A 26,299-nucleotide genomic window follows, 5' to 3' on the forward strand; every position below is an offset into this window, starting at 1 on the left:
AGAGGGGTTTTTCGTTCATTATTGGTTTGTTGTTTGTTGTGTGGTTTGCTCAGATTTTTCTTTGAATGTATTTTCAAGTTCTTTATCTTTTACTTTCACATCAGCATCTTTCACCAATTTGTTTAAGATCGTCTGAATTTCATTGTTATCTGCTTGTTTTTGATCAAGCAGTTCTTTTTTCAAGTCTGCTTTCATGTCATCGTATTTACCGCGTTCTTCGGTCTTTTTAATGATATGGTAACCAAATTGAGATTTTACTGGTTTGCTGATTTCATTTACTTTTAGTTTGAAGGCAGCTTTACTGAAGTTCTCATCCATTTGGCCATCTTTTGCGAACCAGCCTACATCGCCGCCTTGTGCTGCTGAAGCAGTGTCAGTTGAATATTCAGATACAAGGTCATCCCATTTTTCGCCTTTATCTAATTTCTTTTCTACTTCATCTGCTGTTTTCTTGTCAGCAACTAAAATGTGGCTTGCGCGGATTTTTCCTTTTAGGTCATCGTAATACGCTTTTACTTCTTTGTCAGTGATTTTGATGTTAGCTTTGGCAGCCTTTTGAGTCAGCAGCTCATATTTTACTTGATCTTTGATGTAATCTTTTCCGAATTCATCTTGAAGTTGTTTTAAACGATCTTCACCAAGTGTCTTTTTATATTCTTCCAATTTCTTATCAATTTCTTTATCTGATACTTTGTATTTGTCAGCAAGAACCTTTTGTTGAACAAGTAGGTTTAAAGCATCTCCACCTGCTTGTTTCTTAAGTGTTGTGTAAAGCTCTTCTTTTGTGACATCTCCTGATTTTGTTGTTGCAATCACTTCTTTGTCACCGCTACTGCATGCGCCAAGAGTTAAAACACTTACTGCTGTTACAGCTGCTAAAGCCATTTTTTTCATTCAAAAAACACTCCTAATCTTTCCAATTTATTTATCATTGCTTGTATCATAACATATTGTGACATGCTGTAAAAAGAAATGCAAATGGGAGGGCATTCGTCTAGTCAAATTTTTGCGACCAACATACACATATATTGATCACAAAAAGGAGGCTGAATTATATGGGAGCAGGATATTCTAATGGGTTTGCTTTATTGGTCGTGCTATTCATTTTGCTGATCATCGTTGGTGCAGCATATCTTTATTAATTAAATCGCTGTTACAGAAAGGAGCCGTCCTGCCATGCGTGCGGGCGGTTCTTTTTTAAAACGATGACAAGTGCCTAAACGTTTTGAAATTTTCTGCATACACTGAGCTTAGAACAGAGGAAGAACTGGCAGGAGGTGTTTTCACATGGGAGGAGAAGTCTTTGCTGGCGGTTTTGCACTAGTCGTCGTATTATTTATCTTATTGATCATTATCGGTGCATCTTGGATTTGCTAATAGATCATCATACACAAAAAGCTGCCATCAAACAGGCAGCTTTTGCTTTGATCTTAAATAGATATGGTAATTTCAACAAATGATGAGATCAGTAAGATCAGTATCGATACATTGATAAAGCGAAACACCTTATCTTGCCGTTCTTCAGGAATCTCTCTGACAAGGCATAATGTATTAGTAAGCCTGTTTATTGAATACACAATAAACGCGGCAAAGACGATGAAGTAAAATAAAACTATCGGAGATCCCCCCTCTCTATGCTATTCCCATACTACATTACCAAATTTTTTATGAAAAAGATAGAAGTTGGCTTTAAAAACCTCATGATGAGGAAGTTGGGTCAACTAAAATATCAAACTCGTCTTGGGCTTGATCAATGATGCATGATTTTGGCGCTTTGAGCAGTTTCCAAGCAAATAAAAAGTCAGGCAAACAATAGCCTGCATGAATACTTGCGATCATGATAAAATAGTGTGCGTACATTGGAAATGCCATTCCTAAAACAAAGTAAACAGGTGAGATGACACAAAACGGGCTGAGCAGTGAGAAAAGCATCACTCTCTTAGGCACGCGCTGCCAGCAATTTCGTTTAAATAACGTCATTTTTTTCTTATGTTTCATGACTGGGATCAAGTGAACCACGCGGTGGACAAGCAATGTCGCAAGTAAAAGCACGACAAAAAGTGGTGCATTGTGACTGCTGAGTCTCGTTTCAGGATGAGTCAGTTGAAAACATAAAAATGCCATAATGAAAAAAAATACAGTAAGACATATGGCTGAAATCATCATTCTCGTATAACCATAATCCTTTTCAAGATTAATGGTCTTCCAACAATTCATTTTTCATCCTTCCAATCTCAAAAAAACTAATTGAATATCTCAAGATAATTTACTCTTCCTGAGGATAAAAATCAATGGTTTTCAAGAAAAAAAATAAATTGTTACATTCATAAGGAATAAAGAGAGGAAACTTTGGGTTTTTCAAGAAAAAAAGACATAAGAGGGAGGTTCGTCTCTTTCGTCAATGAGTAATTTCGGCTAAAATAGAGTGACTAAGAGAAAGAGGGAACGTACATGAGTATTGAGGAACGAATGAGCCAGCTCGAATATTATATGGAACTGTTACTGACGGCGACAGATATGAGCCGTTATCCATATTATGCGCTATTGATCCGGCAGCGTGTATCGAAAGAAGAGGCAAAGGACATTGAGCGTATTTGTGTTGAGCTCTCAGATGAAATGGACAAGCAAAAAGCACAAGGCTACGTCATGTTCGACGATCTCCTTGCGCTGTTTGCGGGACAGTTAATTGAAAAGCTGGATGTTCATGAGACGATTTTTGCTTTGCATGATCAAGGGCTGTTTCAGCCGTTAATGAATGAATTTATAAAGATCATTAAACAATTTGATTTGCTTTAGCCGCTTTTTCCTCCGCTGAGTCTTCAAGTTCTTCAGGCTTTTTCGTGACTTTCCCACGTTCATTCAAAAAGTCCTTCTCAATGTTTGAAAACGATTTCTCAAAAATCTCCATGAAATCCTCACCATAAATGTTTCGGATAATACACATCATTTCTAAAATTTCAGGGAACTTTCCGTAAATGTCATGGAGCGGCTGTGCGCCTTTGACAATACCAGTTCGGGCCGGGTCGTAATCTTCGAGTAGTTTATGGAATGTCTCTTCGCCTTTTGGCGTTAGTTCAATATACGTATTGCGTTTATCGTTTAACTTTTTAGAAAATTTTAAAAATCCTCTTTCCTCTAATTTTTTAGAGAAGTTAAACGCCGTTGATACATGCATGACGCCAAACTTTGCAATTTCTGATATTGAAGCTCCTTTTAATTGATACGCAATCCACAAAATATGATGTTCATTGATATTTAGGTTATACGGTTTGATCCACTGCTGCCAGTCCTTTTCAATGGATTTCCAAAGAGCTTTGCTCAATTGGGCCATTCTTTGACTGAATAAAAGTGCTTCTTTTACATCGAAAGGCTGTTCCGAATGATTCATCCATTTCACCTACTTCTCTTTTTCTTGTAATTCTATTATGCCAATAAAATAAAGATTAATAAAGCTGAAAATTCAAGAATTTTTAAAAGTCATGAAAAACATTGACAAAATAACCTTTTTTCAACAAAAAAAGTGCGGGATACGCACCCCGCACACTTTTGTAAACGAATATTTTTTTGTGAGTATATTAGTTTTGTAAGGTTTTCTCCAGTTGTTTGAGCTTTTCCTCAATTTCCTGAATTTCCTTTTGTAAGTCCTGCTGATGAGGTTTGATTTCCTCGCGCCATTGCTGTATCGATGTTTGTAATTCAGTTCCGACCTCTTTAATGACTTCAGCACTTTCTTTTGCGGTTTCAACAATCTGCTCTTTTAAAGCTTGTCCATCTCTTTTTAATCTTGTCAGCGTATCTTCGAATTTGTCATAGCCGTCTTTCATCTTTCCGCGTACATCTCTGCCAGAAGAGGGAGTCGTCAGGAGCACTGCCGCACCTCCGAGGAGACCGCCTACAAATAATCCTGTTAATAAAGAACGTCCACTAGCCATTCCAATCACCTCTAGTCAAATTTTACACATTCGCATGTTCTCTCTGAGCTGACGATCAGCTTCATTGAACTTCCATACATAGCTTGCTTTATTTTAGCATACTTTTGAAGAAAAGGGAGGGGAGAAGGTTGTCTGTCTTTCTGTTCGTTTTTACGTGTATGTGTGTGATTTTCGCAGGTGGTTCTATTCATTATGTAAGGCAGCTTGGGTATGCAGGGTCTTATCCGCCAAAACATGTATTAAGACAAAAAGCAATTGTGTGTGCTGCAGGTGCAGGGATTTCGCTCTCCATTTTGCTGCTTACCCTTTTTCTTTTATAGAAGCATGAAAAAAAACTCTTCATCTAATGAAGAGGTTCCAGCATGTAGACAAACCCTCGCATTCGTTGTCAGTCCTGCGTGCAGGTGCTCACGAATGTCAAATTCGCTCCGCGCCAGTACTCGTCCTTCCTAGACTTCAAGGGCTTTCAATCATGCTGAAAAGAAGACAAAGGGCTAAAATAAAGAATCATTTTAGCCCTTTGTCAACAATATGAAAAAAACCTCTTCATCTAATGAAGAGGTTCAGTTATTCGTTAAGCGACTTCAATCATTCTTGCGCGCTTTAATATGGACTGAGCAATCGGGAAGACAAATACCATAGCTATCGTATTGATCACAGTTGCTGGCAGGACAACACCTACAAGAAGTGCTGGTAACGCAGCCGGCAGTCCAGTAATCAGTAAAGCGGCAGATAGGAAAATCACGCCCGATACGACGGTCCCAACAGCGGTGAGTACAGCGGTCAGAACGACTTTGTTCTTGATCTTCAGGCAAGATAAGAAAAGGGCTAAGAAGATAAAGGCTGTCACCGGTTTATCAATCATATTTGGAATTTGTCCGCCTGGAAAACCTGTTGTCAAAGCGGAAATGACCCCAGTAACTAGGGCGATCACAACGACATGCTGTACTTTCGGAAAAAGGATGATGCTTAAAAACATCATAACCAGCATCATATCAGGTTTCATTCCAAAAAAGATGGGCGGGAAAATCGTATGCAAAACAGCTCCCATTGCTGCAAGCAATGACATAATCACTAATTCTTTTGTTTTCATTTCTATGCTCTCCTCTGCTAAGCTCTTAGAACTCTCCAATAATATGGCTGATCATTTATTGCAAGAGTCATGACTTTATATTTCTCGTTATTATAACAAATTTATTTCACGATAGAAAAGCCTTTTTACTCATTTTCTTGCTGGAACTTTTTCATAAAGTCCGCAAGCTTTTGGCAGTCTTCTATAGAGACGGCGTTGTAAATCGAGGCTCTGCATCCGCCAACAGAACGGTGGCCGGCGAGTCCAACCATTTGTTCTTGTTTTGCTTTCTCCACAAAGGATGCAGTGAGTGCATCATCACGCAGGGTAAACGTGACATTCATATGTGAACGGCTGTCAGCACGTGCATGCCCTTTGTAAAAACCGCCACTTTGATCAATCGTATCATACAGAAGCGCTGCTTTTTGTTCATTGCGTTTTTCTGCTGCTTCTACACCGCCCGCCTGTTTCACATGCTCCAGGACAAGGGACAGCATATAAATCGCAAAAGTTGGTGGTGTGTGATAAAGAGAATTGGCTTTGGCATGTGTTGAATATTTTAAAATTTTAGGTGTGCCGCTTTTTTCTTTCTCTAATAAACGTTTGCGCGCGATCACAATCGTGATACCAGAAGGCCCTAGATTTTTTTGTGCCCCGGCATAAATGAAATCAAATGAAGACACGTCTATTTTTTTGCTGAGAATATCACTGGACATGTCGGCAATAAGCGGGAGTGACGTGTTCGGGAACGTTTTCCACTGAGTACCGAAAATGGTATTGTTCGATGTGATGTGCAAGTAAGCACCGTCATTTAAAACGGACGCATCTACATCTGGAATATACGAATAGTTGTCGTCTTCACTTGAGGCAAACACTGATGTTTCACCAAACCCTTTTGCTTCTGACAAGGCTTTCTCTGACCAAGCACCTGTTTGGATGAAATGAGCCGTTTCGCCTTCATGTAAGAAGTTCATCGGAATCATTGCAAATTGAAGACTTGCCCCGCCTTGTAAAAAGAGGACCTCATAATCTTCTGGAATGTCCATCAATTCTACCAAGAGTGCTTTCGCTTTATTGTGGACTTCTTCATACTCACCGCTGCGATGAGAAAGTTCCATCACAGACATCCCGGTTTGTTTAAAATCAACAAGTTCTTCCTGTGCTTTTTGAAGCACTTCTAGCGGCAGCGCCGCCGGACCAGCATTAAAATTCGTCGTTCGCTTCATCACAATCTCTCCCTATTTCTCGCGTTAATGGATCAAAAGATAAAACCATCCTATCACAAATTTGAAGCATTTGGACAAAAAATTTGAATCGTCCTAAATATCTTACGATTCAGAGGATAAGCTCAGAAAAGAGGCGAAAAAAAGAAAAACCTCATCAATTAAGATGAGGTAAGGCGCGTATGGATGGCAGAAGAAATGTCTTTTAAATCCTCTGATGTATATTGATCTTGGTGAGATTTCCATACGGCACCAAAGCCGTCGCCTTTGCCATAACGCGGAATAATATGCATATGGTAATGGAACACAGATTGTCCGGCTTTTTCACCGTTGTTGTTCAGAAGGTTTAAACCAATTGGTTCAAATTCTTGTTTGATGGCTCTAGCGATTTTTGGAATCGCTTGGAAGTAATGATTAGACACTTCTGGTGTCATGTCATAAATGTTTTCTTTATGTATTTTCGGGATTACAAGGGTATGTCCTTTTGTTACTTGGCTGATATCAAGAAAAGCCAATACATGCTCGTCTTCATATACTTTTGCACATGGAATGTCTCCATCAATGATCTTGCAAAAAATGCAGTCGCTCACGCCATGTCACTCCTCATTATTTTTCCTTTATCGTATCACAAAAAGAAGCAAAAAAGAAAACAGGACAAGCGAACTCCTTTGGTCGCTCATCCTGCTCCTGCAGAAGAAATGCTGATGCTTTCATTTGATATGCCTTTTGAATTCTTTATTTACTGAAATAAAGAATTCATATGCCTGCTATTTCTGCCGTAAACACCTCATTTGACGTTTTGGTTCGTCGTATACATATTTGTATAGGACACAAAAATCAAGAATCAGTGAAGCAAAACAGAAGCTAAGGTTTTTAGATGAAAAACCAACTTGTCATGCGGTTATTGCCTTTAACAAACACCTCATTTACGTATTGGTCATCAAGTTCATTTCTTCTACATACATTATGATGACCAGTATGCCGATGTTTTATTCATGAGTTGTCTATAGGTAAACATTTCAAATTGTCTTTCGTTTTTGGTACTATAAAGGAAAAAAGAAAGAAAGGAACGAACTGATGTCCCTTCTAACTGTAAAAGATGTAACGGGTGGATATACAAAGAATCCCGTTCTGAAAAATATTTCATTTGAATTAGAAAGAAACCAAATCGTTGGTCTCATTGGCTTAAACGGGGCGGGAAAAAGTACAACCATTCGTCATATTATTGGATTAATGAAACCTCATAAAGGGGTCATTGAGCTGAACGGACGAACCCTTCAAGAAGATCAAGAGGCGTATCGTTCACAATTTACGTTTATTCCAGAGACACCTGTCTTATATGAAGAATTAACGTTAAAAGAGCATTTAGAGCTGACAGCGATGGCTTACGGCCTTTCAAAAGAACAATTAGAAGAACGTCTGCCGTCTTTGCTGAAGGAATTCCGAATGGAGAAGCGATTGAAATGGTTCCCTGCTCATTTTTCTAAAGGGATGAAGCAGAAGGTGATGATTATGTGTGCATTTCTTGTGGAGCCAGAGTTGTATATTATCGATGAGCCGTTTTTAGGGCTTGATCCGCTTGCGATCAACGCACTATTAGAACGTATGAATGCGGCGAAACAAAATGGCGCAAGTGTTCTGATGTCAACGCATATTTTAGCCACAGCGGAACGTTATTGTGATTCCTTTATTATTTTGCATGAAGGGGAAATTAGAGCGAAAGGAACACTGACAGAACTAAGAGAGCAGTTCAACATGAGAGATGCGACACTCGATGATCTTTATTTGGAATTAACAAAGGAAGAAAGCTATGAGTAAAACAACGCAAACCATTTGGAAATCACGATTAGAAGAACACGTACAAGAAACAAGAAAATATTTAAAATATATGTTCAATGATCATCTTGTGATTGTGCTCATTTTTTTCCTTGCAGGCGGGGCGAGCTGGTACAGTAATTGGCTGAAGCATATTCCAGCTCACTTCCCATCCTATTGGGTCATGGCAGTTGTTTTCTCATTGGTACTGACTAGTTCTTACGTGCGAACGTTGATTAAAGAGGCAGATCTTGTGTTTATGCTTCCTTTGGAAGCTAAGATGGACCCTTATTTAAAACAAGCGTTTAACTTTAGCTTCATTTCTCAGTTATTTCCTTTGATTGCCGTGTCCATTATTGCACTTCCGCTATATTCGGCTGTCTCCTCAGGCGATCTGATGCTATATGTGCTCATTTTGGCGCAAATGATCTTAATAAAAGGTCTGAATACAGCGATTCAGTGGAGAATCACTTATTTTCAAGGGAAACATGTCAGATGGATTGATGCAGTGATTCGTTTTCTGCTCAATACAATGTTAATGTATACCGTTTTACAAGCAGCTTATGCCATTGCCATCGTTTTTTATCTTTTATATGCTGTCTATCTCATTTACTTAACAAATGCAGTAAAAAAACAGCCTTTTCAATGGGAATTGCATATTTCTGATGAGTTAAAACGAAAACAGCGTTTTTACCGCTTGGCAAACTTATTTACGGATGTCCCTCATTTAAAGAAACAAGTGAAAAGAAGGGCGTATATGGACTGGGTCTTGCAGTTTGTCCCTTATGAACAGCGTAAAGCTTTTTCTTATATGTATGTGAGGGCGTTTTTACGTTCAAATGACTATTTTGGTCTTGTGTTTAGGTTAACGGTCGTGTTTGTGCTCATCCTCTTGTATACAGGTGCAGCAGGCTGGGTGGGGGCATTACTTGTCTTGTTTACAGTCTTTATCACAGGTGTACAGCTTGTCCCGTTAACAAAGCACTTTGCTCATCTGTCGTTACAGGCACTTTATCCTGTGTCTCAGCAAGAAAAAGATCGAAGCTTTTTTGTTCTCGTACGAAATGTGCTCATCATCCAGTCAATTTTACTGAGCTCCGCCGTTTTCCCAGCAGGTGGATGGAAGGGAAGCGGACTTGCTCTTCTCATTTCATTGGTATTTGTGCTTGTCCTATTCAAGCCTTATGTACAAAGCAGATTAAAAAAGATGAGATAAGCGTTTTTTACAGCGAGCGTATGATGTCACCAAGGAGGGAACTGGAATGAATGCAGCTGAACGGGAACTGTATGAAGAGGCCATTTTTTTTCAAATGCGTTTTTTAAGAAAACCATCCAAGATCGAGCGGTTTTCAAAAGGCGTTCAGCAGCAAGTGAATCGCCGAATCCCTGCTCAATTTCATCAAGTCATCACAAGTGCGGTGAAAACAATGGTTGAATCCACAATATCAGGAAGCCATTTTACTTCATTTACAGTCATTGATGAACAATTGTCTCTTGTAGAGCGAAATGAGCTGGCAAAGGAAAAGGTGACATATTATCAAAAGGCCGCTGCGATTGAAGGAATTGGCACAGGTGCGGGTGGATTGTTTCTCGGAATGGCGGATTTCCCTCTCCTTTTGAGTATTAAAATGAAATGTCTTTATGAGCTTGCCTGTATATATGGATTTGATTTGTCTCAAAAAGAGGAAAGGCTCTTTTTGCTTTGTATTTTTCAACTCGCCTTTTCAAGCAGTGCACACCGTCAAAAAATGATGAAACTCATTGAAGAATGGGAAACAACCCGGGAAGAAATGGATTGGTATAGCTTTCAGCAGGAATATCGAGATTATATTGACCTTGTGAAGCTGTTTCAATTAATGCCTGTGGTCGGTGCCGCTGTTGGCGGGGTGGCAAATCATCAGCTGACAGGACAGCTTGGTGAAGTCGCACGCCATGTGTTTCACTTGCGTGTGTTGAAGGAATTGAAATAGAAAAGCCGCTGCCTAACAGCGGCTTTTTTCATTCATCGTAGGAAAGGACGGCATGAGCGAGTACCTTTGCTGCGACAGGCATTGCGTTTTCGTTAATATCAAATTTCGGATGGTGGTGTGGATATACATCTTGGCTGTTTTCTGGCATAGCGCCTGTGTAGAAGAAAGTACCAGGAACATGCTGAAGGTAGTAAGCAAAGTCTTCTCCGCCCATTTGGGTTTCGGCTTCTTTTACTTCTGTGACTCCTTCTGTCTGTTTGGCTATTTCTGCTATATATTCAGTTGGTGCAGGGTGATTTTTGACTGCAGGATAGCCTCTTACATATTCATAAGTATAAGAGGCATCGTGCATGTGGCAGACACCTTTCACCACCTGTTCAATTTCACGTTCAATGATATGGCGTGCACTCTCTTCAAAGGAACGTGCAGTACCTGTTAGCACGGCCGAATCTGCAATGACGTTAAAGGCATTTTCAGCGACAAATCCTCCTACAGATACCACCGCAGAATCAATCGGGTTGACTTTACGGGCCACGACCTGCTGAAGATTGGCTACAATTTGTGAACCGATGAGTACGGCATCTTTCGTCAGATGCGGCTGTGCGCCATGTCCGCCTTTCCCTTGCACTTGAATAGAGAAACGATCGGCGGCTGCCATAAAGTTCCCGCTTTTATAAAGAACAGTGCCGCATGGCTCTGAGGACCAAAGGTGGGTGCCGAAAATGACGTCAACACCGTCTAAACAGCCATCTTCAATCATTGGTTTCGCACCGCCGGGGGCATATTCTTCAGCGTGTTGATGAATGAGGACGATTTTTCCTTTTAATTGATCTCGGTGCTCATGTAAGATCTTCGCTAAGACGAGAAGTGTTGCTGTGTGGCCATCATGACCGCATGCGTGCATGACGCCAGGTTTTGTTGAACGGTAAGGTACATCCTTTTCATCATGAATGGGAAGTGCATCAAAATCAGCTCTCAGTGCAATGGTCGGTCCAGAGGAAGCTCCTTCAATAAAAGCGAGTACACCATGTCCACCTACATGTGTGCGTGTTGGGATATGTAATCTGTCATAATATTGAGCGATGTAAGCAGCTGTTTCCTCTTCCTGAAAAGAAAGTTCTGGATTCATATGGAGATGGCGTCTAATTTCAACCATTTCCTCATAATGTTCATCAAGACGTTCATTGATCCTTTTGTGTAAAGTGGATACTGTCATTGATCCGAAAACCTCCTTTATACTCTTTTACTGATTGTATGGTAATTGTTAGAATCTTTCAACAGAAGAGGATGTCGAGAATGACAGAAAAGGTCATTTTACATAAAAGTCGAAGGTTAAGTATGAAGCTTGCAAAAGGGGGAGTGGCATTGGGAAGCTGTCCAAATTGTTCAAAAGCATTTTCTTTCGTCGAAAAATTTCATTTATCGCATACGAGAATGATGCTTTGTCCAAGCTGCCGGCATCAAATCAAAGAAACGTTCGTTTCGAAAATGAGCTTTTTAATGATTTGTTTGATTCCACTGTTGGTACTACTTATTCAGATGAAAGGTGCTTCACCTATGTTCAAATGGCCCATCTTATTAGGATGGATCTTGCTGAATTTTTATGTGCTTCAGCCAATCATTCATCGGTACGAGCTTAGAGAAAAGCGTTGAAAGCCCAGTAGAAGGGCTTTTTTTCATGAAAAAAAGAAGTGCGAAGAGCAGCACTTCCCAGCGTGTAGACAAACCCTCGCATTCTTTGTCAGTCCTGCGTGCTGGTGCTCACGAATGTGAAATTCGCTCCGCGCCAGTACTCGTCCTTCCTATACTGCAAAGGTTTTCTATCACGCTGAAAAGAAGACAAAGGGCTAAAATAAACAACATTTTAGCCCTTTGTCAACAATCTAAGAAGTGCGAAGAGCAGCACTTCTTTAATGGTCTATGACGGCATGATAGGATGTCAGATAGGCAGGACGAGAGAAGATGGAGCCAGTATCCTCGTGCGGCTGAAAGAATGCTTCTGACTCTTGAAAGTCTTGAAATAAGTCTTCAGATTCCCAAAGGGTCAAAATTAAGTACACTTCTTCATCCTTTTTTGGTCTTAACACACGAAGCGCCTGAAAGCCGCGCTGGTGCTCTGATATGTTTGTTTTTTTCTGAAAGGTGGATTCAAAAAGTGCTCTGCTTTCGAGCTTTACAGGGATATGATTCAGCGTGACAAAGCCAGATTGGACGAGCTCACCTTTTGTATAAATCACATCATAGGAATGGGGTGCTTTAAAGACTGTCTCACCCTCCGTTTCATGAAAAAGAGCCGCTTGTTCCTTACCGACCGTATAAAGCAGATTTTCAAGATGATGTTTTTTTGCGATTTTTTGCAAAAAGTCTGCTGTTCCATATGTAATATAGAAATTCATCTAAACCGCCTCCTGCTTGATAGTATAACAAAAGAATGATATATAATTCTTTGGTAGTCAATCCATAAAACATATTATGAAGCAATACATCCCATACTATCCGTATAAAGGAATGAGGTGACCTAATTTGAAGAAAAAGAAGATAATCATTCCATTAGTCATTGCAGGAAGTACAATCGTGCTTTCATTTATTGGCTATCTGACCATTTTATTTTTAGGACATTATGTCATAGATGAGAAGAAGCTCGTTTTTCACGCTTCCTCGAAAATCATTGATCAGAATGGAAAAGAACTCACAAGCATGTATTCAGAAAATCGGGACCCTGTGTCATTAAAAGAGGTCCCAGATAAAGTGGCGAAAGCTTTTGTTGCTGTAGAGGACAAGCGCTTTTATGAGCACCACGGAATTGATGCACAATCGATTTCAAGGGCGGTTTATCGAGATATATTAGCAGGTGGAAAGGTAGAAGGCGGCAGTACCATCACCCAGCAGCTCGCCAAAAATATCTTTCTCACAAATGATAAAACGTTTCTTCGAAAAACAAAAGAAGTCATTATTGCGATCAATTTAGAAAGAGATTATTCAAAGGACAAGCTGCTTGAAATGTATTTGAATCAGCTTTACTTTGGTCATGGCGTCTATGGGATCCAAGCAGCGGCCAATTACTATTTTAGTAAAGATGTAAAAGATCTCACTGTCAGTGAAGGAGCTACACTTGCTGCCATGCCAAAGGCACCTTCAACGTATTCCCCTGTTCTACACCCAGATAAAAATAAACAAAGACGGGATACCATCCTGAATTTAATGAATGAACAAGGATATTTGTCTTCTACAGAAACAGTTGAAGCAAAAGGAAGAACACTTGGTATTCATTTAAAAAAGAAATCAGAAACCCCTTGGGTGGACAGTTATGTAGATCTCATGATTAAAGAAGCAGAATCACAGTATTCGATTTCGCATGAACAATTGCTTCAAGGCGGCTATACCATTACGGTACCAATCGATATGAATTTGCAAAAAGTTGCCTATGATGCGATGAAAAACAATCGTTATTTCCCGGGAAAAAGCGGGTCACCTGAAGGAAGCGCTGTGTTTATTGACAACGCATCTGGTGGTGTAAAAGCAGCAATAGGCGGACGAGAATATCAGGCAAGAGGCTATAACAGAGTCACAGCTGTTAGACAGCCTGGTTCTGTCTTTAAGCCGATCGCAGTATATGGTCCAGCGATTCAGGAGAAAAAATTCAGACCATATTCACTGCTTGAGGACAAGGAAAAAAGCTATGACGGCTATTCTCCAAAGAACTACGATGGACAGTACGAGGGCAGGGTCACGATGGTAGAGGCTCTCATGAAAAGTAAAAATACATCTGCCGTATGGACGTTAAGCCAGCTTGGCATCGATACGTCTAAATCCTATCTTGAGAAAATGGGGATGGATATTTCGGATAAAGGACTTGCCATAGCGCTTGGCGGTTTAGAAAAAGGGGTTTCTCCGTTGCAGATAGCTGGAGCATTTCATACATTTGCAAATGAAGGCGTCTATAAAAAGCCGTTCTTCATTCAAAAAATCACGAATGATGATGGAGAAACCGTTGAAAAAAATCGAAACAAAGAAGAACGAGTGTTTAGCGTACAAAATGCTTGGAATATGACAAGAATGCTTCAACAGGTCGTCAAAGGCGGAACCGCTCAGAGCGGATCATACGCTGGAGATTTGGCTGGTAAAACAGGCACAACTACGTATGCCGGTGTCAAAGGGGCAACGAAAGATGCTTGGTTTGCTGGCTACACGCCTAGTACAACAGGGGCAATCTGGATGGGGTATGACAAAACGGATAACAGTCATTATTTAACTGGCGGCAGTCAGTATCCAGTGCAGTTAATGAAAGATATTTTAACGACAGCCCAAATAACCAATGAAACATTCCAAAAACCAGAGGGAATTAAAGAACTTCAATCGCCAATCCATTTAGAAGGACTGTCAGGCTTTGAAGCACGTTATGCATTTAAAATCAAAGGGCTCTTTACATTGGAGCTGTCATGGGATGAACAGGAAGACAAACGCGTTGAATATCGTATTTATGAAAAGAGAAATGGAAGCGAGACCCTGATCGATTCTGTAACGGGAACAAACAGCTACACAATGCCGTATGCAAATGTGTTTTCAGATGCGCAGTATAAGGTTGTTCCATACAATACTCAAACACAAGAAGAAGGCGAAGGTAGTGCTTATATCAAGCCAGAGGCTTTTGGACGTTAATATTCGGCGATTTTTTGAACATTGAGCCGCTTTAGTATACCGAGCCTTGAAAAAGCGGTATAGTAAAAGCAGTGTTTGAGCCTTATACAAAGAGAGTGTGAGGCGAAAGGTGGAATGAAAGGTAATGGGAAAAACGAAGGCTTTTAATGACACGTTCTTAAAGGCGTGCAAAGGGGAAAAAACAGACCATGTACCGGTTTGGTATATGAGACAGGCAGGACGCTCGCAGCCTGAATATCGTGCCCTTAAAGAAAAATACGGGCTATTTGAAATTACGCATCAGCCAGAGCTATGTGCTTACGTAACAAGACTTCCTGTAGAACAATATGGTGTAGATGCCGCTATTTTATATAAAGATATTATGACGCCGCTTCCAGCTATTGGAGTGGATGTTGAAATTAAAAATGGAATTGGACCAGTGATTGACTCGCCTATTCGGACAAAGGCAGATATCCAGCGTCTTGGAGAGCTTCATCCTGAAGAAGACCTGCCGTATGTGCTTGATACGATCAAGTTGTTAACAGAGGAGCAGTTGAATGTTCCGCTGATTGGTTTCGCAGGCGCACCTTTTACGATGGCAAGCTATATGATCGAAGGCGGTCCATCTAAAAATTATCATAAAACAAAGGCGCTCATGTACAGTGAGCCAGAGACATGGATGCTTTTGATGAATAAATTAGCCGATATGACAATCACATACATACGCGCTCAGGTAAAAGCAGGCGTCCGAGCATTTCAAATCTTCGACTCTTGGGTTGGCGCTTTAAATGCAGCAGATTACCGGACCTTCATTAAGCCTGTCATGCAGCGTATTTTCACAGAGCTGAAGTCTGAAAACGTACCAATGATTATGTATGGTGTCGGTGCGAGCCATCTGGCGAAAGATTGGCATGACTTGCCGCTTGATGTCGTTGGACTGGATTGGCGTATGAGTATAGACGAAGCGCGAAAAGAAGGCTTAACAAAAACGTTACAAGGAAACCTTGATCCAACGATATTACTTTCTCCTTGGGAAGTGATTGAAGAAAGAGCAACAGCGATTTTAGATCAAGGGATGAAATCAGATCAATTCATCTTTAACTTAGGTCACGGGGTATTTCCTGATGTCTCACCAGACACGTTAAAGAAGCTGACAGATTTTATTCACGATTATTCAGCTAAACATAAAAAGACATCCATCTAAATGATTTCAAATGATCTGAAGGAGTGTTGGTTGTGGAGAAAAAGAAAATGGGGCTACTTGTCATGGCATATGGCACCCCATATAAAGAAGAAGACATTGAACGTTACTATACACATATTCGTAGAGGCAGAAAGCCAGAGCCGGAGATGCTGCAAGATTTAAAGGACCGCTACAAGGCAATTGGCGGCATTTCTCCTTTATCAAAAATTACAGAACAGCAGGCAAATGGCTTGTGTGAACATTTGAATGAGATCCAAGACGAGATTGAATTTCATGTATACATTGGGTTAAAACACATCGAGCCTTTCATTGAAGATGCGGTCGCTGATATGCACCGAGATGGCATCACAGAAGCGGTGAGTATTGTCCTAGCACCGCACTTCTCCACATTTAGTGTGAAATCGTATAACAAACGTGCACAAGATGAAGCAGAAAAGCTTGGCCATCTGAATATTACTTCTGTTGAAAGCTGGTACGATGAGCCGAAGTTTGTGGACTATTGGGTGAAACAAGTGAAAGAGACGTATGCATCCATGAGTCAGGAAGAAAGAGATTCAGCAGTGCTGATTGTGTCTGCACACAGTCTTCCTGAAAAAATTATTGCAGCAGGGGACCCATACCCTGATCAGCTTGCACAATCTGCAAAAATGATTGCTGAAGGTGCAGGAATTGAGCATTATGAAATTGGCTGGCAAAGTGAAGGCAATACGCCTGATCCGTGGCTCGGACCAGACGTACAGGATCTCACACGTGACCTATTTGAACAAAAAGGCTATAAAACATTTGTATACGTGCCTGTTGGATTTGTCGCTGATCACCTTGAAGTGTTATACGACAATGATTATGAATGTAAAGTCGTCACGGATGAAATTGGCGCAGCCTACTATCGTCCAGAAATGCCAAATGCGAAACCAGCATTTATTGATGCACTGGCAGCAGTCGTATTAAAGAAACTGAATGAAAGCAAGTAATCATATAAAAGAAGGCGATCCTATGCATGACAATCAAAAACACCTTGTCATCATTGGCGGTGGCATCACAGGTTTGGCCGCCGCCTTCTATTTGGAAAAGGAAATTGAAGAAAAAGGCCTTCCTATCCAAATATCTCTTATTGAAGCGAGTCCTAGGCTAGGTGGAAAAATTCAAACATTATATAAAGACGGTTATATCATTGAACGTGGACCCGATTCATTTTTAGAAAGAAAGGTCAGTGGACCCCAGCTGGCAAAAGATGTTGGCCTATCTGATCAGCTCGTCAATAATGAAACAGGGCAAGCGTATGTATTAGTCAATGAAACCCTTCATCCGATGCCAAAGGGGGCTGTCATGGGCATTCCAACTCAAATCAGTCCTTTCATTACAACTGGGCTTTTTTCAGTTGCCGGAAAAGCACGTGCAGCGATGGATTTCGTTTTGCCAAAAAGCAAACAGACAGAAGATCAATCTCTTGGGGAATTTTTTAGAAGACGTGTGGGTGATGAAGTGGTGGAGAATTTAATTGAACCGCTACTATCAGGCATTTATGCTGGTGACATTGATCGCCTGAGCTTAATGTCTACCTTCCCGCAGTTCTATCAAACAGAACAGAAGCATCGCAGTTTGATTCTTGGGATGAAAAAATCACAGCAGCATGCAAAAGCGCAACAAGTGACAGCGAAAAAGCAAGGACAGTTCCAGACAATCAATCAAGGGCTGCAAGCACTTGTTGAAGCGGTCGAAAGTAAACTCAAGCTGACGAAGATTTACAAAGGGACAAAAGTGACCCAGATCGAAAAAGCCGAGGGAGGCTATGGCGTTCAATTAGACAGCGGTCAAACGCTTTTTGCAGATTCTGCCATTGTGACAACTCCTCACCAATCGATCTATTCCATGTTTCCAAAAGAAGCAGGGCTTGAGTACTTGCATGACATGACATCGACTTCTGTTGCAACAGTTGCACTCGGATTTAAAGAAGAGGATGTTCACAATGAATATGATGGTACTGGTTTTGTCATCTCAAGAAATAGTGATTTCTCCATTACAGCATGTACGTGGACAAATAAGAAATGGCCTCACACTGCACCTAAAGGAAAAACATTGCTCCGTGCATACGTTGGGAAAGCTGGCGATGAATCAATTGTCGAACAGTCTGATCATCAAATCGTGAGCATCGTGCTGGAGGATTTGAAGAAAATCATGGATATTAAAGCAGATCCAGAGCTGACGACAGTGACTCGCTGGAAAACAAGCATGCCGCAATATCATGTGGGTCATCAAAAACAGATTTCGACGATGCGAGAAACGTTTAAGCAATCATATCCTGGTATTTATATCACGGGTGCTGCATTTGAAGGTGTTGGGATTCCTGATTGTATTGATCAAGGAAAAGCTGCCATCTCAGAAGCTGTATCTTATCTATTTTCATAAAAAATAAACTCCCTTTTCTGTCATGGAAAGGGAGTTTTTCATGTTCGTATGTTTAGAAAAGAGTGGTGAATAATAAAATTGAACAAAGTTGTTGCATCTGAGGAAAAAGATGTGGTATATTACTTTCTGTACTTAATGACCGAAACGTTCAAATAGTCATTTTGGGAGTGAGATCATGAGTGTTGATAGGAGACAAATGATTTTAGATGGAGCAACAAAGGCATTTACCCAGTTCGGGTATAAAGCCACGACAATGGACCTTGTAGCAAAGCTTGCCAACGTCGGAAAAGGAACGATTTATACTTTTTTCAAAAACAAAGAAGAGCTGTTCGATGAAATTTTCACATCACTGTTAATGGAGATGAGGAAAATTGCAGATGAAGCAATAGATGAGAAGAATAGTTTCTCAGAAAACCTTCATTTAGCACTCTTTGCAATATTAGAATTTCGAAAAAACCACCAGCTTACAATTAAAATCTTTCAGGAAAATGCGGAGCTTGGCACATCAGCAGTGAAAGAAATGATTGAAAAAATGGAGCAGATGATCATTCGCTATATTAAAACAAAAGTAAAAGAAGCGATTGAAAAAGGCGACATTAAGCCCTGTGATCCTGAATTGACGGCATTTGTGATGGTGAAACTATATATTGCACTTATTTTTGACTGGGAAAAGCGATATGAGCCTTTAACAAAAGAAGAGGTCGCTGAATCGCTCGAGCTTTATGTACTAAAAGGACTGTCTGCAACAACATAATTTTTTTTGAGTTCAAATGACCGAATTCTTAATTTAGTCATTCATCAATGGGAGGAAAACAGCAATGAATGTAATTCGGAATCAATGGAAAGACATTGTGACGAGCAAAAAACTACTGATCCCGATTTTAGCTGTCTTATTTATTCCACTAATTTATAGTGGTGTATTTTTAAAAGCTTACTGGGATCCATATGGTACAGTTGATCAATTACCTGTAGCGGTTGTCAACTTGGATGAAGGCAGTCATTATGACGGCAAAACCCTTCAAGTAGGCGATGATTTAGTGAAGGAATTGAAGAAGAACGATAGTTTTAAATGGCATTTTGTTGATAGTGAAGAAAAGGCCATCAAGGGGTTAAATAACGAGGACTATTATCTCGTCGTCGAGATTCCGAAAGATTTCTCGAAAAATGCGAGTACAGTACTAGACAAACATCCGAAAAAATCGAATCTGAAATATTATACGAATCCAGGCGCAAACTATGCTGCGTCTCAAATTGCGAATAACGCCATTATCAAATTAAAAGATTCGGTTTCAAAGGAAGTCACAGAAAATTATGCAGAGGTCATCTTTGATAACTTCAAAACGATTGCAAAAGGATTAGATCAAGCAAGCGATGGAGCGAAGAAAATTGATGACGGAACAAAAAGCGCAAAAGACGGTAGCCAAAAGTTAAAAGACAATCTGGCGAAATTGGCAGAAGGAACGTTAACGTATAGCGAAGGTGTTCATCAGTTTGCAGGAAAAATGGGTGAACTGAACACTGGAATTCAATCTCTTGATAGCGGTCTTGGTCAGCTCTTAACAGGCTATCAAACGATTGATCAGAAATTTGGTGAGCTTGGCACAGGAATTGATACATTGACCGAAGGGTTAAACACAAGCCGTGAAGGACATGAGCAACTTTCTTCTAAAATGCCGCAATTCACAGCAGGCATTGAGCAGCTGAACAATAAAGCACGGTCATTTTCAGAAAAAATCGCTGCTGTGGAGAAAGTATTGTCTTCACCTGAATTAGCGAATCTTGAAAAGATGGCGCCTAAGATTGATCAGGTGAAAAAAGATGCAAAAACGTTTAGTACCAAACTTGCTTCTTTAAAAGAAGCATTATCTAGTCGAGATGCAAAAGTAAAAAGTATTATTCAAAACAGCTCGATGACAGATGAAGAGAAAAAGGCGGCAATGGATCAACTAGACAGTCTTCCTACAATCGAACTGCCTGATTTGTCTGGGCTTGAGCAAAGCTTAGCGGCGCTGCAGGAACTGCCTGACGCAAGTGAAGTTCAGTCTGCGGTTGCATCTGCAAAAGCACAGCTACAGCAAGTCAAGCAGCTGCCAGAGAAAACAGAACAGCTGTATACATCGACAGTCGCCATACAAAATGCGATTGATCAAATGACATCCGGTACGAATAAATTGTATCAAGGTGCACTGAAGCTTCAAACGGGTCAAGGGAAATTACAAGATGGCCTGCAAACAGCAAATGGAAAGCTTGATACAGCGAAAAGTGGTGCGGATAAACTGGCAAATGGTTCAAGCCAGCTTAGTGCAGCATTGAATAAACTAGAAAGTGGATCAGCGAGTATCCAAAGCAACTCATCTAAACTGGCTGAAGGGTCAAAATCCCTTGATAAAGGATTAGGTGACTTAAAAAGTGGAACTGGAAAGCTTTCTGATAAGCTAAAAAGCGCTGCAGATGAAACAGGAGACATTGATGCGGGGCAGGACAATTACAATATGATTGCAAGCCCAGTCAAAACAGAGAATGATACAGCGAAAAAAATTGATAACTATGGAACAGGGCTCACACCATATATTTTATCAATGGGACTCTTTGTTGGAGCTCTAATGCTGACTGTTGTATTCCCAATGAAAGATCCTGCAGGACGCCCTAGAAATGCGTTTGAATGGTTTGTCAGCAAATATAGTGTGCTTCTCTTAGTCGGTATCTTGCAGGCAGTGATTGCAAGCACCATGCTCATCTTTGGACTTGGACTTGAGGTGGAAAGCCTCTGGCGCTTCTATCTCTTTGCGATCATCGTCAGTCTGACATTCCTAGCGATCATTCAGCTTCTTGCGACGACGATGGGGAATCCAGGACGCTTTATTGCCGTCATTATCTTGGTTCTTCAGCTTGCAGCAAGTGCGGGTACATTCCCGCTTGAGCTTGTACCAAAATTCTTCCAAGTTATTCACAGTCTGCTTCCAATGACGTATACCATCAACGGATTTAGAACGATCATTGCAAGCGGTGATAACAGTTATTTATGGCACCAAGCAGCGATTCTTGGAACAGTAGCCATCATCATGATGGCTGCAACAACAGCATACTTTGCTTGGAACATAAGAAAAATGAAACAAGAAGAAGCTTAATTGAAAAACCTTTCTCTTCCATGAGAAAGGTTTTTTTGATTAGAAATTAGACATCAGGAACCCGAAGCGATATATTTTAAGAAGGATGCTGAAAAAAGGCATGCTTGGAAAGAATTTCTTTTAGATGAAGGAGGATATGCCGAATGACAACGGAAGTAAATGAAACGGTTCAGCTTATTCAAAAGCTTGTGTCAATCCCAAGTCCATCAGGAAATACTGAGAAAGTGATTGGCTTTGTCGAACGTTTTTTACAAGATTTACATATTGAAACGAAGCGAAATCGAAAAGGCGGATTAATTGCCACCCTAAAAGGAACAGATGACAAGGAACACCGCATGCTGACAGCACATGTCGATACGCTCGGTGCGATGGTCAAAGAAATTAAATCAAATGGCCGGCTGCGTCTTGCACTCATTGGAGGCTTTCAATATAACTCGATAGAAGGCGAGTATTGTGAAATTGAAACAGTAATAGGCCGTACATACACAGGTACCATTCTGATGCATCAAACGTCCGTTCACGTATATGAGGATGCTGGAAAAGCGAAGCGAAATCAAGAAAATATGGAGATTCGCTTAGATGAGAAAGTGAAAAATGCAGACGATGTGCAAGCACTCGGCATTCAAGTAGGAGACTTTATCTCATTTGATCCTAGAGTGGAAGTGACGTCTTCAGGTTTTATTAAATCAAGACACCTTGATGATAAGGCAAGTGTGGCGTTGTTGCTGAGATTGATTCACCGCATTCAAACAGAGAACATCACATTGCCGCATACGACACATTTCTTAATTTCAAATAATGAAGAAATCGGATACGGTGGGAACTCGAATATCCCGGAAGAAACGGTGGAATATTTGGCCGTTGATATGGGAGCCATCGGTGACGGTCAATCAACCGATGAATACAGTGTGTCGATATGTGTGAAGGATTCTAGCGGTCCTTATCACTATGGTCTCCGCAAACATCTAGCAGCATTAGCTGAGGCAAATAAAATCGATTACCGCCTTGATATATACCCTTATTATGGCTCAGATGCGTCAGCAGCGATTCGAGCAGGGCATGATATCATTCATGGACTGATTGGACCTGGCATTGACTCTTCGCATGCCTTTGAAAGAACCCATGAAGACTCATTGATTCATACAGCCAATCTACTGTACCACTATGTTCAAAGCAAATTAATCACAGTATAAAAAAAGAACCCCCATCGCGGGGTTCTTTTTGATTAGCTTGAAAGTTGTGTTGGCTCAGGTACATCTTGTCCAGTCATCACGCGGTGTCCTTTTTCAGGGTCATATTGCCCTTCCCATTTAGACATCACGACAGCTGCAAGTGCATTACCAGTTAAGTTGACAACGGTTCTTGCCATATCCATGATACGATCAACACCTGCAATAAAGGCTAGACCTTCAGCAGGAACACCGATCGTTCCAAGTGTTGCAAGTAATACAACAAAGGATGTACCAGGAACGGCAGCCATTCCTTTTGATGTCACCATCAGTACAAGGATTAGTGTGAGCTGCTGTACGATTGTGAGGTCAATGCCATATACCTGCGCTAAGAAAAGCGCCGCAATGGCTTGATACAAGACGGAGCCGTCTAGATTAAACGTATAACCAATTGGGATAACAAAAGAAACAATTCCTTTTGGACACCCGATGCGCTCCATTTTATCCATAACTCTCGGTAAAACTGTTTCAGAGCTGGATGTACTAAAGGCGAGAAGCATTTCGTCTTTCATGTAAGCAAGAAATCTGAAAATATTGACGCCAATCATCTTTCCAATAATTCCGAATACAACGATAAGGAAGAGAGCGAGCGCAAAATAAACAAGACCTACGAGCTTACCTAATGAAACAAGAGATTCAAGACCAAATTTTGATACTGTCACACCAATGAGCGCGAACACACCAAATGGTGCAGCTTTCATCACAACATTGACGACATGGAACATCGCATGTGACACACCTTCAAAGAAGGCGAGCACTGGTTTGCCGCGTTCACCAATTGCTGAAACGCCAAGTGCGAATAATACAGTGAAGAAAATAATCGCAAGCAAATCACCTTCCGCCAATGATTGGAAGAAGTTCGTCGGAACGATATGAAGGAACGTATCAGCAACTGATTTACTGCTTTGTTCTTTTTCCGTTTCAACATACTGGCTAATATCCTGTTTTTCTGTATGTCCAAAGTCAACGCCTGCACCTGGTTGAACAAAGTTCGCAAGCACAAGACCAAGGATGATCGCAAACGTTGTGATAATTTCAAAATAAAGAATGGTTCTAAAACCAAGCTTCCCTACTTTTTTACCATCACCCGCACCTGCAACACCTAAAATTAAGCTAGATACGACAATCGGAATGACAATCATCTTAATGAGTCGTAAGAAGAAGTCTCCAATTGGTTTTAAATATGTCTCAACACCAGGGTTACCGAAAAAGATCGCACCAACCACGACACCGAGAATAAGACCGATTAGGATTTGAGTAGCTAATCCAAATTTTAATTTTTTCATAGATTTCCTCCCTAACATATTCATTAAAGGAATATTCCCATTATATTAAGTTTTAATATATGAATTAAAGTATAACTAAAATTAAAGAGGTTCGTCCACGATTAAATTATATTAAGAAAATACAAAATTATTTGAAAAAATGGACACTTCGAACCCCCTTCGTTGTTTTAAGTCAATAAAAAGTGCCTTCCGAACTAAAAGTCATCATATGAAAATACTAAAAAACCCTTTTGTACCAAGGGTTTTACCTTTTTACCTATTTTTCAGAAAAAATAAAAAGCACTTTTGACTCCAACTGACGAAGGAGGAAAAAAGTGCTTTTTTATTCTATTTATTTCCTTATTTGAGATAACTTACTTGTGAGCATTCCTCACATTCATTACCGTAACACTCGTGCTGTTCCATTAAATCATTTCCACATTTTGTGCATTTTTTTGAAGGCAAATTTCTAAAAAACTCAGTGATTTTTCCTAGCATTTGTCATCCTCCAATACGTTTTATTGCTATCATTGTATTATAACAGATTGATAATTGTCAATCTGTTTTGTAACAAGAGGCAAGAAGAATGCTTTTTTTATGAAAAATGGGTATATTGTAAGAAGGGGATTTTTTGAAAAGGAGGAAATATGACGATGAAATTAACCGTGATTGGCTGCTACGGAGGATTTCCAGCAGCTGGTGAAGCCACATCAGGTTATCTTTTTGAATCAGATGGTTTTCGTCTGCTTGTCGACTGCGGGAGCGGAGTTCTGTCAAAGCTTCAGCAATACATTGATATAGAAGAATTAGATGCTGTACTCCTTTCTCATTATCATCACGATCATATTGCAGATATCGGACCTCTTCAATATGCGAAGCTAGTGGGTTATCATTTAGGAAAAAGCAGTGGTCCGCTGACGATCTATGGACACACCGGGGATCAAGAAGCATTTCAGCGGCTTTCTGATGATGTACATACAAAGGCAAAACCTTATCAGCCGGAAGAGGGCATTCAAATCGGACCATTTCAAATTGATTTTTTGAAAACGGTTCATCCGGCAGAATGCTATGCGATGAAAATTCAGGCACATGAGGCTGTGGTGGTGTATACAGCCGACTCCAGCTATCAAGATGCATTTATCCCTTTTAGCAAGGATGCAGACTTACTTATTGCCGAAAGCAACTTTTACGCCGGACAAGACGGATCGGGTGCAGGACATATGAACAGCACTGAAGTAGGGAAGCTGGCAAGTGAAGCAAATGTTGGAGAGCTCATCATCACCCATCTGCCTCATTTCGGTCGGCATAAAGACCTAGTCAATGAAGCACAGGCGTTATATACTGGCAATATACAGCTTGCCCATTCAGGGCTTATATGGAACAAGGAAGGAAGATAGAGATGCTGTTTATCGATAACGAGCAACATTATGACCCAATGATTAATTTAGCCATTGAAGAGTATTGCTTAAAATATTTAGATCCAGAAGAAACGTATTTGCTGTTTTACATCAACCAGCCGTCCATTATTATTGGAAAGAACCAAAATACAATAGAAGAAATCAATACAAAATATGTGGAAGACAATGGCATCAAAGTCGTTCGCAGGTTATCTGGCGGTGGTGCAGTTTACCATGACAAAGGAAACTTGAACTTCAGTTTTATTACAAAAGACGATGGGGACAGCTTTCATAACTTTAAAAAATTCACCGAGCCAGTCATCAAAGCGCTTGAAAAGCTTGGCGTCAAAGCGGAATTAAGCGGCAGAAATGACATCATGGCAGATGGGCGTAAAATTTCGGGGAATGCTCAATTTGCTACACGAGGACGTATCTTCAGTCATGGCACCCTATTATTTGATTCAGAAATCGAACATGTTGTCTCGGCATTAAATGTGAAGAAAGAAAAGATCGAATCAAAAGGCATCAAATCCATTAGAAGCAGGGTTGCGAATATTAGTGAACTGATGGATCAAAAGATGACAACAGAAGAATTTAGAAAAATTCTTTTAAGCTATATTTTTGACACGAACGGAGACGTGCCTGAGTATAAGCTGACAGAAAAAGATTGGGAGAAGATTCATGAGATTTCTCGTGATCGATACCAAAAATGGGAATGGAACTACGGCCGTTCACCTAAGTTTAACTTGCAGCACTCTAAGCGTTTTCCAGCTGGATCGATTGATCTTCGATTAGAAGTGAAAAAAGGCATCATTCAAGACTGCAAAATTTTTGGTGACTTCTTCGGTGTAGGAGATATTGCTGATATTGAGAAACGACTCATTGGGCAGCAATATGATCGCAAAACCATTAGTGATGTATTAGAAGACATGGATATGCGCCATTATTTTGGTAACGTATCAAAAGAAGATTTTCTGGATTTGATTTATTAAGCAAGGACAAGCACGGCTAGAGATAGCG

General features: G+C 40.4%; 29 protein-coding genes. 17 read left to right on the forward strand and 12 right to left on the reverse strand.

Translation table 11 applies throughout. The features are described 5' to 3' along the window. Positions 1–18: 18 nt before the first annotated feature. Complete coding sequence (locus tag KVT11_RS00640) at positions 19–894, reverse strand: peptidylprolyl isomerase (RefSeq protein ID WP_007497153.1); 876 nt, start codon at positions 892–894, stop codon at positions 19–21. 161 nt (positions 895–1,055) lie between these two features. Between KVT11_RS00640 and KVT11_RS00645 the strand changes: the two genes are divergently transcribed. Both KVT11_RS00645 and KVT11_RS00650 read left to right on the forward strand, forming a co-directional pair. Further along, a complete protein-coding gene (locus KVT11_RS00645) occupies positions 1,056–1,142 on the forward strand; it encodes a YjcZ family sporulation protein (RefSeq protein ID WP_008361129.1) in 87 nt (28 codons plus the stop codon). Positions 1,143–1,287: 145 nt separating this feature from the next. Next, a complete protein-coding gene (locus KVT11_RS00650) occupies positions 1,288–1,377 on the forward strand; it encodes a YjcZ family sporulation protein (protein ID WP_017360317.1) in 90 nt (29 codons plus the stop codon). Between the two features lie 53 nt (positions 1,378–1,430). Here KVT11_RS00650 and KVT11_RS20955 read toward each other — a convergent pair whose 3' ends face one another. Both KVT11_RS20955 and KVT11_RS00655 read right to left on the reverse strand, forming a co-directional pair. Next, the gene (locus tag KVT11_RS20955; protein WP_072368131.1) at positions 1,431–1,616 is read right to left on the reverse strand and encodes a hypothetical protein; all 186 of its coding nucleotides are present in this window, start codon (positions 1,614–1,616) and stop codon (positions 1,431–1,433) included. Positions 1,617–1,698: 82 nt separating this feature from the next. After that, on the reverse strand, positions 1,699–2,217 hold the full coding sequence (locus tag KVT11_RS00655; protein WP_007497155.1) for a DUF3267 domain-containing protein: 519 nt from the start codon (positions 2,215–2,217) through the stop codon (positions 1,699–1,701). Between the two features lie 234 nt (positions 2,218–2,451). Between KVT11_RS00655 and KVT11_RS00660 the strand changes: the two genes are divergently transcribed. Beyond that, a complete protein-coding gene (locus KVT11_RS00660) occupies positions 2,452–2,796 on the forward strand; it encodes a YhaI family protein (protein WP_048002577.1) in 345 nt (114 codons plus the stop codon). Here the strand turns inward: KVT11_RS00660 and KVT11_RS00665 are convergent. Both KVT11_RS00665 and KVT11_RS00670 read right to left on the reverse strand, forming a co-directional pair. Next, positions 2,774–3,388 (reverse strand): HTH-type transcriptional regulator Hpr, encoded by a 615-nt coding sequence (locus KVT11_RS00665; RefSeq protein WP_008348891.1) that lies wholly within the window; start codon positions 3,386–3,388, stop codon positions 2,774–2,776. The genes KVT11_RS00660 and KVT11_RS00665 overlap by 23 nt on opposite strands. Before the next feature lie 187 nt (positions 3,389–3,575). After that, on the reverse strand, positions 3,576–3,932 hold the full coding sequence (locus tag KVT11_RS00670; RefSeq protein WP_007497160.1) for a YtxH domain-containing protein: 357 nt from the start codon (positions 3,930–3,932) through the stop codon (positions 3,576–3,578). A gap of 128 nt (positions 3,933–4,060) precedes the next feature. Between KVT11_RS00670 and yhzF the strand changes: the two genes are divergently transcribed. Continuing rightward, positions 4,061–4,252 (forward strand): membrane protein YhzF, encoded by a 192-nt coding sequence (gene yhzF / locus KVT11_RS00675; protein WP_008348888.1) that lies wholly within the window; start codon positions 4,061–4,063, stop codon positions 4,250–4,252. Positions 4,253–4,506: 254 nt separating this feature from the next. Here yhzF and KVT11_RS00680 read toward each other — a convergent pair whose 3' ends face one another. The 3 genes from KVT11_RS00680 to KVT11_RS00690 all read right to left on the reverse strand — a co-directional run bounded on the left by KVT11_RS00680 (position 4,507) and on the right by KVT11_RS00690 (position 6,817). Next, positions 4,507–5,025: a tryptophan transporter gene (locus KVT11_RS00680; protein WP_017360314.1), complete on the reverse strand. Its 519-nt coding sequence runs from the start codon at positions 5,023–5,025 to the stop codon at positions 4,507–4,509. A 125-nt stretch (positions 5,026–5,150) separates the two neighbouring features. Continuing rightward, positions 5,151–6,230 (reverse strand): 3-phosphoserine/phosphohydroxythreonine transaminase, encoded by a 1,080-nt coding sequence (serC, locus tag KVT11_RS00685; RefSeq protein WP_007497164.1) that lies wholly within the window; start codon positions 6,228–6,230, stop codon positions 5,151–5,153. 158 nt (positions 6,231–6,388) lie between these two features. Then, positions 6,389–6,817 (reverse strand): HIT family protein, encoded by a 429-nt coding sequence (locus KVT11_RS00690; RefSeq protein WP_008348883.1) that lies wholly within the window; start codon positions 6,815–6,817, stop codon positions 6,389–6,391. 487 nt (positions 6,818–7,304) lie between these two features. Here KVT11_RS00690 and KVT11_RS00695 point away from each other — a divergent pair, with 487 nt between their 5' ends. The 3 genes from KVT11_RS00695 to KVT11_RS00705 are packed head-to-tail and all read left to right on the forward strand — an operon-like array spanning position 7,305 to position 10,012. Then, complete coding sequence (locus KVT11_RS00695) at positions 7,305–8,045, forward strand: ABC transporter ATP-binding protein (protein ID WP_008348877.1); 741 nt, start codon at positions 7,305–7,307, stop codon at positions 8,043–8,045. Beyond that, positions 8,038–9,258 (forward strand): ABC transporter permease, encoded by a 1,221-nt coding sequence (locus tag KVT11_RS00700; RefSeq protein ID WP_017360312.1) that lies wholly within the window; start codon positions 8,038–8,040, stop codon positions 9,256–9,258. The genes KVT11_RS00695 and KVT11_RS00700 overlap by 8 nt, the downstream gene beginning before the upstream one ends. A gap of 46 nt (positions 9,259–9,304) precedes the next feature. Continuing rightward, positions 9,305–10,012, forward strand: coding sequence for an EcsC family protein (locus KVT11_RS00705; RefSeq protein WP_138825485.1), 708 nt, complete (start codon positions 9,305–9,307; stop codon positions 10,010–10,012). 28 nt (positions 10,013–10,040) lie between these two features. Here KVT11_RS00705 and KVT11_RS00710 read toward each other — a convergent pair whose 3' ends face one another. Continuing rightward, positions 10,041–11,228, reverse strand: a complete 1,188-nt coding sequence (locus tag KVT11_RS00710; protein ID WP_165378807.1) for a M20 family metallopeptidase — start codon at positions 11,226–11,228, stop codon at positions 10,041–10,043. Between the two features lie 80 nt (positions 11,229–11,308). On the opposite strand from KVT11_RS00710, the gene KVT11_RS00715 reads away from it, so the two are divergent. Beyond that, entirely contained in the window at positions 11,309–11,665 is a 357-nt protein-coding gene (locus KVT11_RS00715; RefSeq protein WP_125589133.1) for a hypothetical protein, read from the forward strand. Positions 11,666–11,922: 257 nt separating this feature from the next. Here the strand turns inward: KVT11_RS00715 and KVT11_RS00720 are convergent, their stop codons facing one another. Next, entirely contained in the window at positions 11,923–12,408 is a 486-nt protein-coding gene (locus KVT11_RS00720) for an antibiotic biosynthesis monooxygenase family protein (RefSeq protein WP_125589131.1), read from the reverse strand. A gap of 127 nt (positions 12,409–12,535) precedes the next feature. Here KVT11_RS00720 and KVT11_RS00725 point away from each other — a divergent pair, with 127 nt between their 5' ends. From KVT11_RS00725 to KVT11_RS00755, 7 genes are all read left to right on the forward strand, one after another. Then, positions 12,536–14,671 (forward strand): transglycosylase domain-containing protein, encoded by a 2,136-nt coding sequence (locus KVT11_RS00725; protein ID WP_065460077.1) that lies wholly within the window; start codon positions 12,536–12,538, stop codon positions 14,669–14,671. Between the two features lie 124 nt (positions 14,672–14,795). Next, positions 14,796–15,854, forward strand: coding sequence for a uroporphyrinogen decarboxylase (gene hemE / locus KVT11_RS00730; protein WP_008348864.1), 1,059 nt, complete (start codon positions 14,796–14,798; stop codon positions 15,852–15,854). A 32-nt stretch (positions 15,855–15,886) separates the two neighbouring features. After that, a complete protein-coding gene (gene hemH, locus KVT11_RS00735; RefSeq protein ID WP_017366949.1) occupies positions 15,887–16,825 on the forward strand; it encodes a ferrochelatase in 939 nt (312 codons plus the stop codon). Positions 16,826–16,847: 22 nt separating this feature from the next. Next, on the forward strand, positions 16,848–18,260 hold the full coding sequence (hemY, locus tag KVT11_RS00740; protein ID WP_008348859.1) for a protoporphyrinogen oxidase: 1,413 nt from the start codon (positions 16,848–16,850) through the stop codon (positions 18,258–18,260). A 175-nt stretch (positions 18,261–18,435) separates the two neighbouring features. Next, positions 18,436–19,014 (forward strand): TetR/AcrR family transcriptional regulator, encoded by a 579-nt coding sequence (locus KVT11_RS00745; RefSeq protein WP_007497184.1) that lies wholly within the window; start codon positions 18,436–18,438, stop codon positions 19,012–19,014. Between the two features lie 64 nt (positions 19,015–19,078). Continuing rightward, the gene (locus tag KVT11_RS00750) at positions 19,079–21,388 is read left to right on the forward strand and encodes a YhgE/Pip domain-containing protein (RefSeq protein WP_057079742.1); all 2,310 of its coding nucleotides are present in this window, start codon (positions 19,079–19,081) and stop codon (positions 21,386–21,388) included. A gap of 143 nt (positions 21,389–21,531) precedes the next feature. Then, positions 21,532–22,581 carry a M42 family metallopeptidase gene (locus tag KVT11_RS00755; RefSeq protein ID WP_116306665.1) on the forward strand — a complete coding sequence of 350 codons (1,050 nt, stop codon included), beginning with the start codon at positions 21,532–21,534 and terminating at the stop codon, positions 22,579–22,581. Positions 22,582–22,613: 32 nt separating this feature from the next. Here the strand turns inward: KVT11_RS00755 and KVT11_RS00760 are convergent, their stop codons facing one another. Next, the gene (locus KVT11_RS00760; RefSeq protein ID WP_008348850.1) at positions 22,614–23,903 is read right to left on the reverse strand and encodes a glutamate/proton symporter GltT; all 1,290 of its coding nucleotides are present in this window, start codon (positions 23,901–23,903) and stop codon (positions 22,614–22,616) included. Positions 23,904–24,242: 339 nt separating this feature from the next. Further along, positions 24,243–24,380 carry a protein YhfH gene (gene yhfH / locus KVT11_RS00765; protein ID WP_008359029.1) on the reverse strand — a complete coding sequence of 46 codons (138 nt, stop codon included), beginning with the start codon at positions 24,378–24,380 and terminating at the stop codon, positions 24,243–24,245. Between the two features lie 155 nt (positions 24,381–24,535). Between yhfH and KVT11_RS00770 the strand changes: the two genes are divergently transcribed. Then, entirely contained in the window at positions 24,536–25,279 is a 744-nt protein-coding gene (locus KVT11_RS00770; protein ID WP_189337185.1) for an MBL fold metallo-hydrolase, read from the forward strand. A 2-nt stretch (positions 25,280–25,281) separates the two neighbouring features. Beyond that, a complete protein-coding gene (gene lplA / locus KVT11_RS00775; protein ID WP_035392513.1) occupies positions 25,282–26,271 on the forward strand; it encodes a lipoate--protein ligase in 990 nt (329 codons plus the stop codon). The last annotated feature ends 28 nt before the right edge of the window (positions 26,272–26,299 follow it).

This window comes from Bacillus sp. GbtcB10 (assembly GCF_019091365.1).
GTDB classification, from domain to species: Bacteria; Bacillota; Bacilli; order Bacillales; family Bacillaceae; genus Bacillus; species Bacillus altitudinis.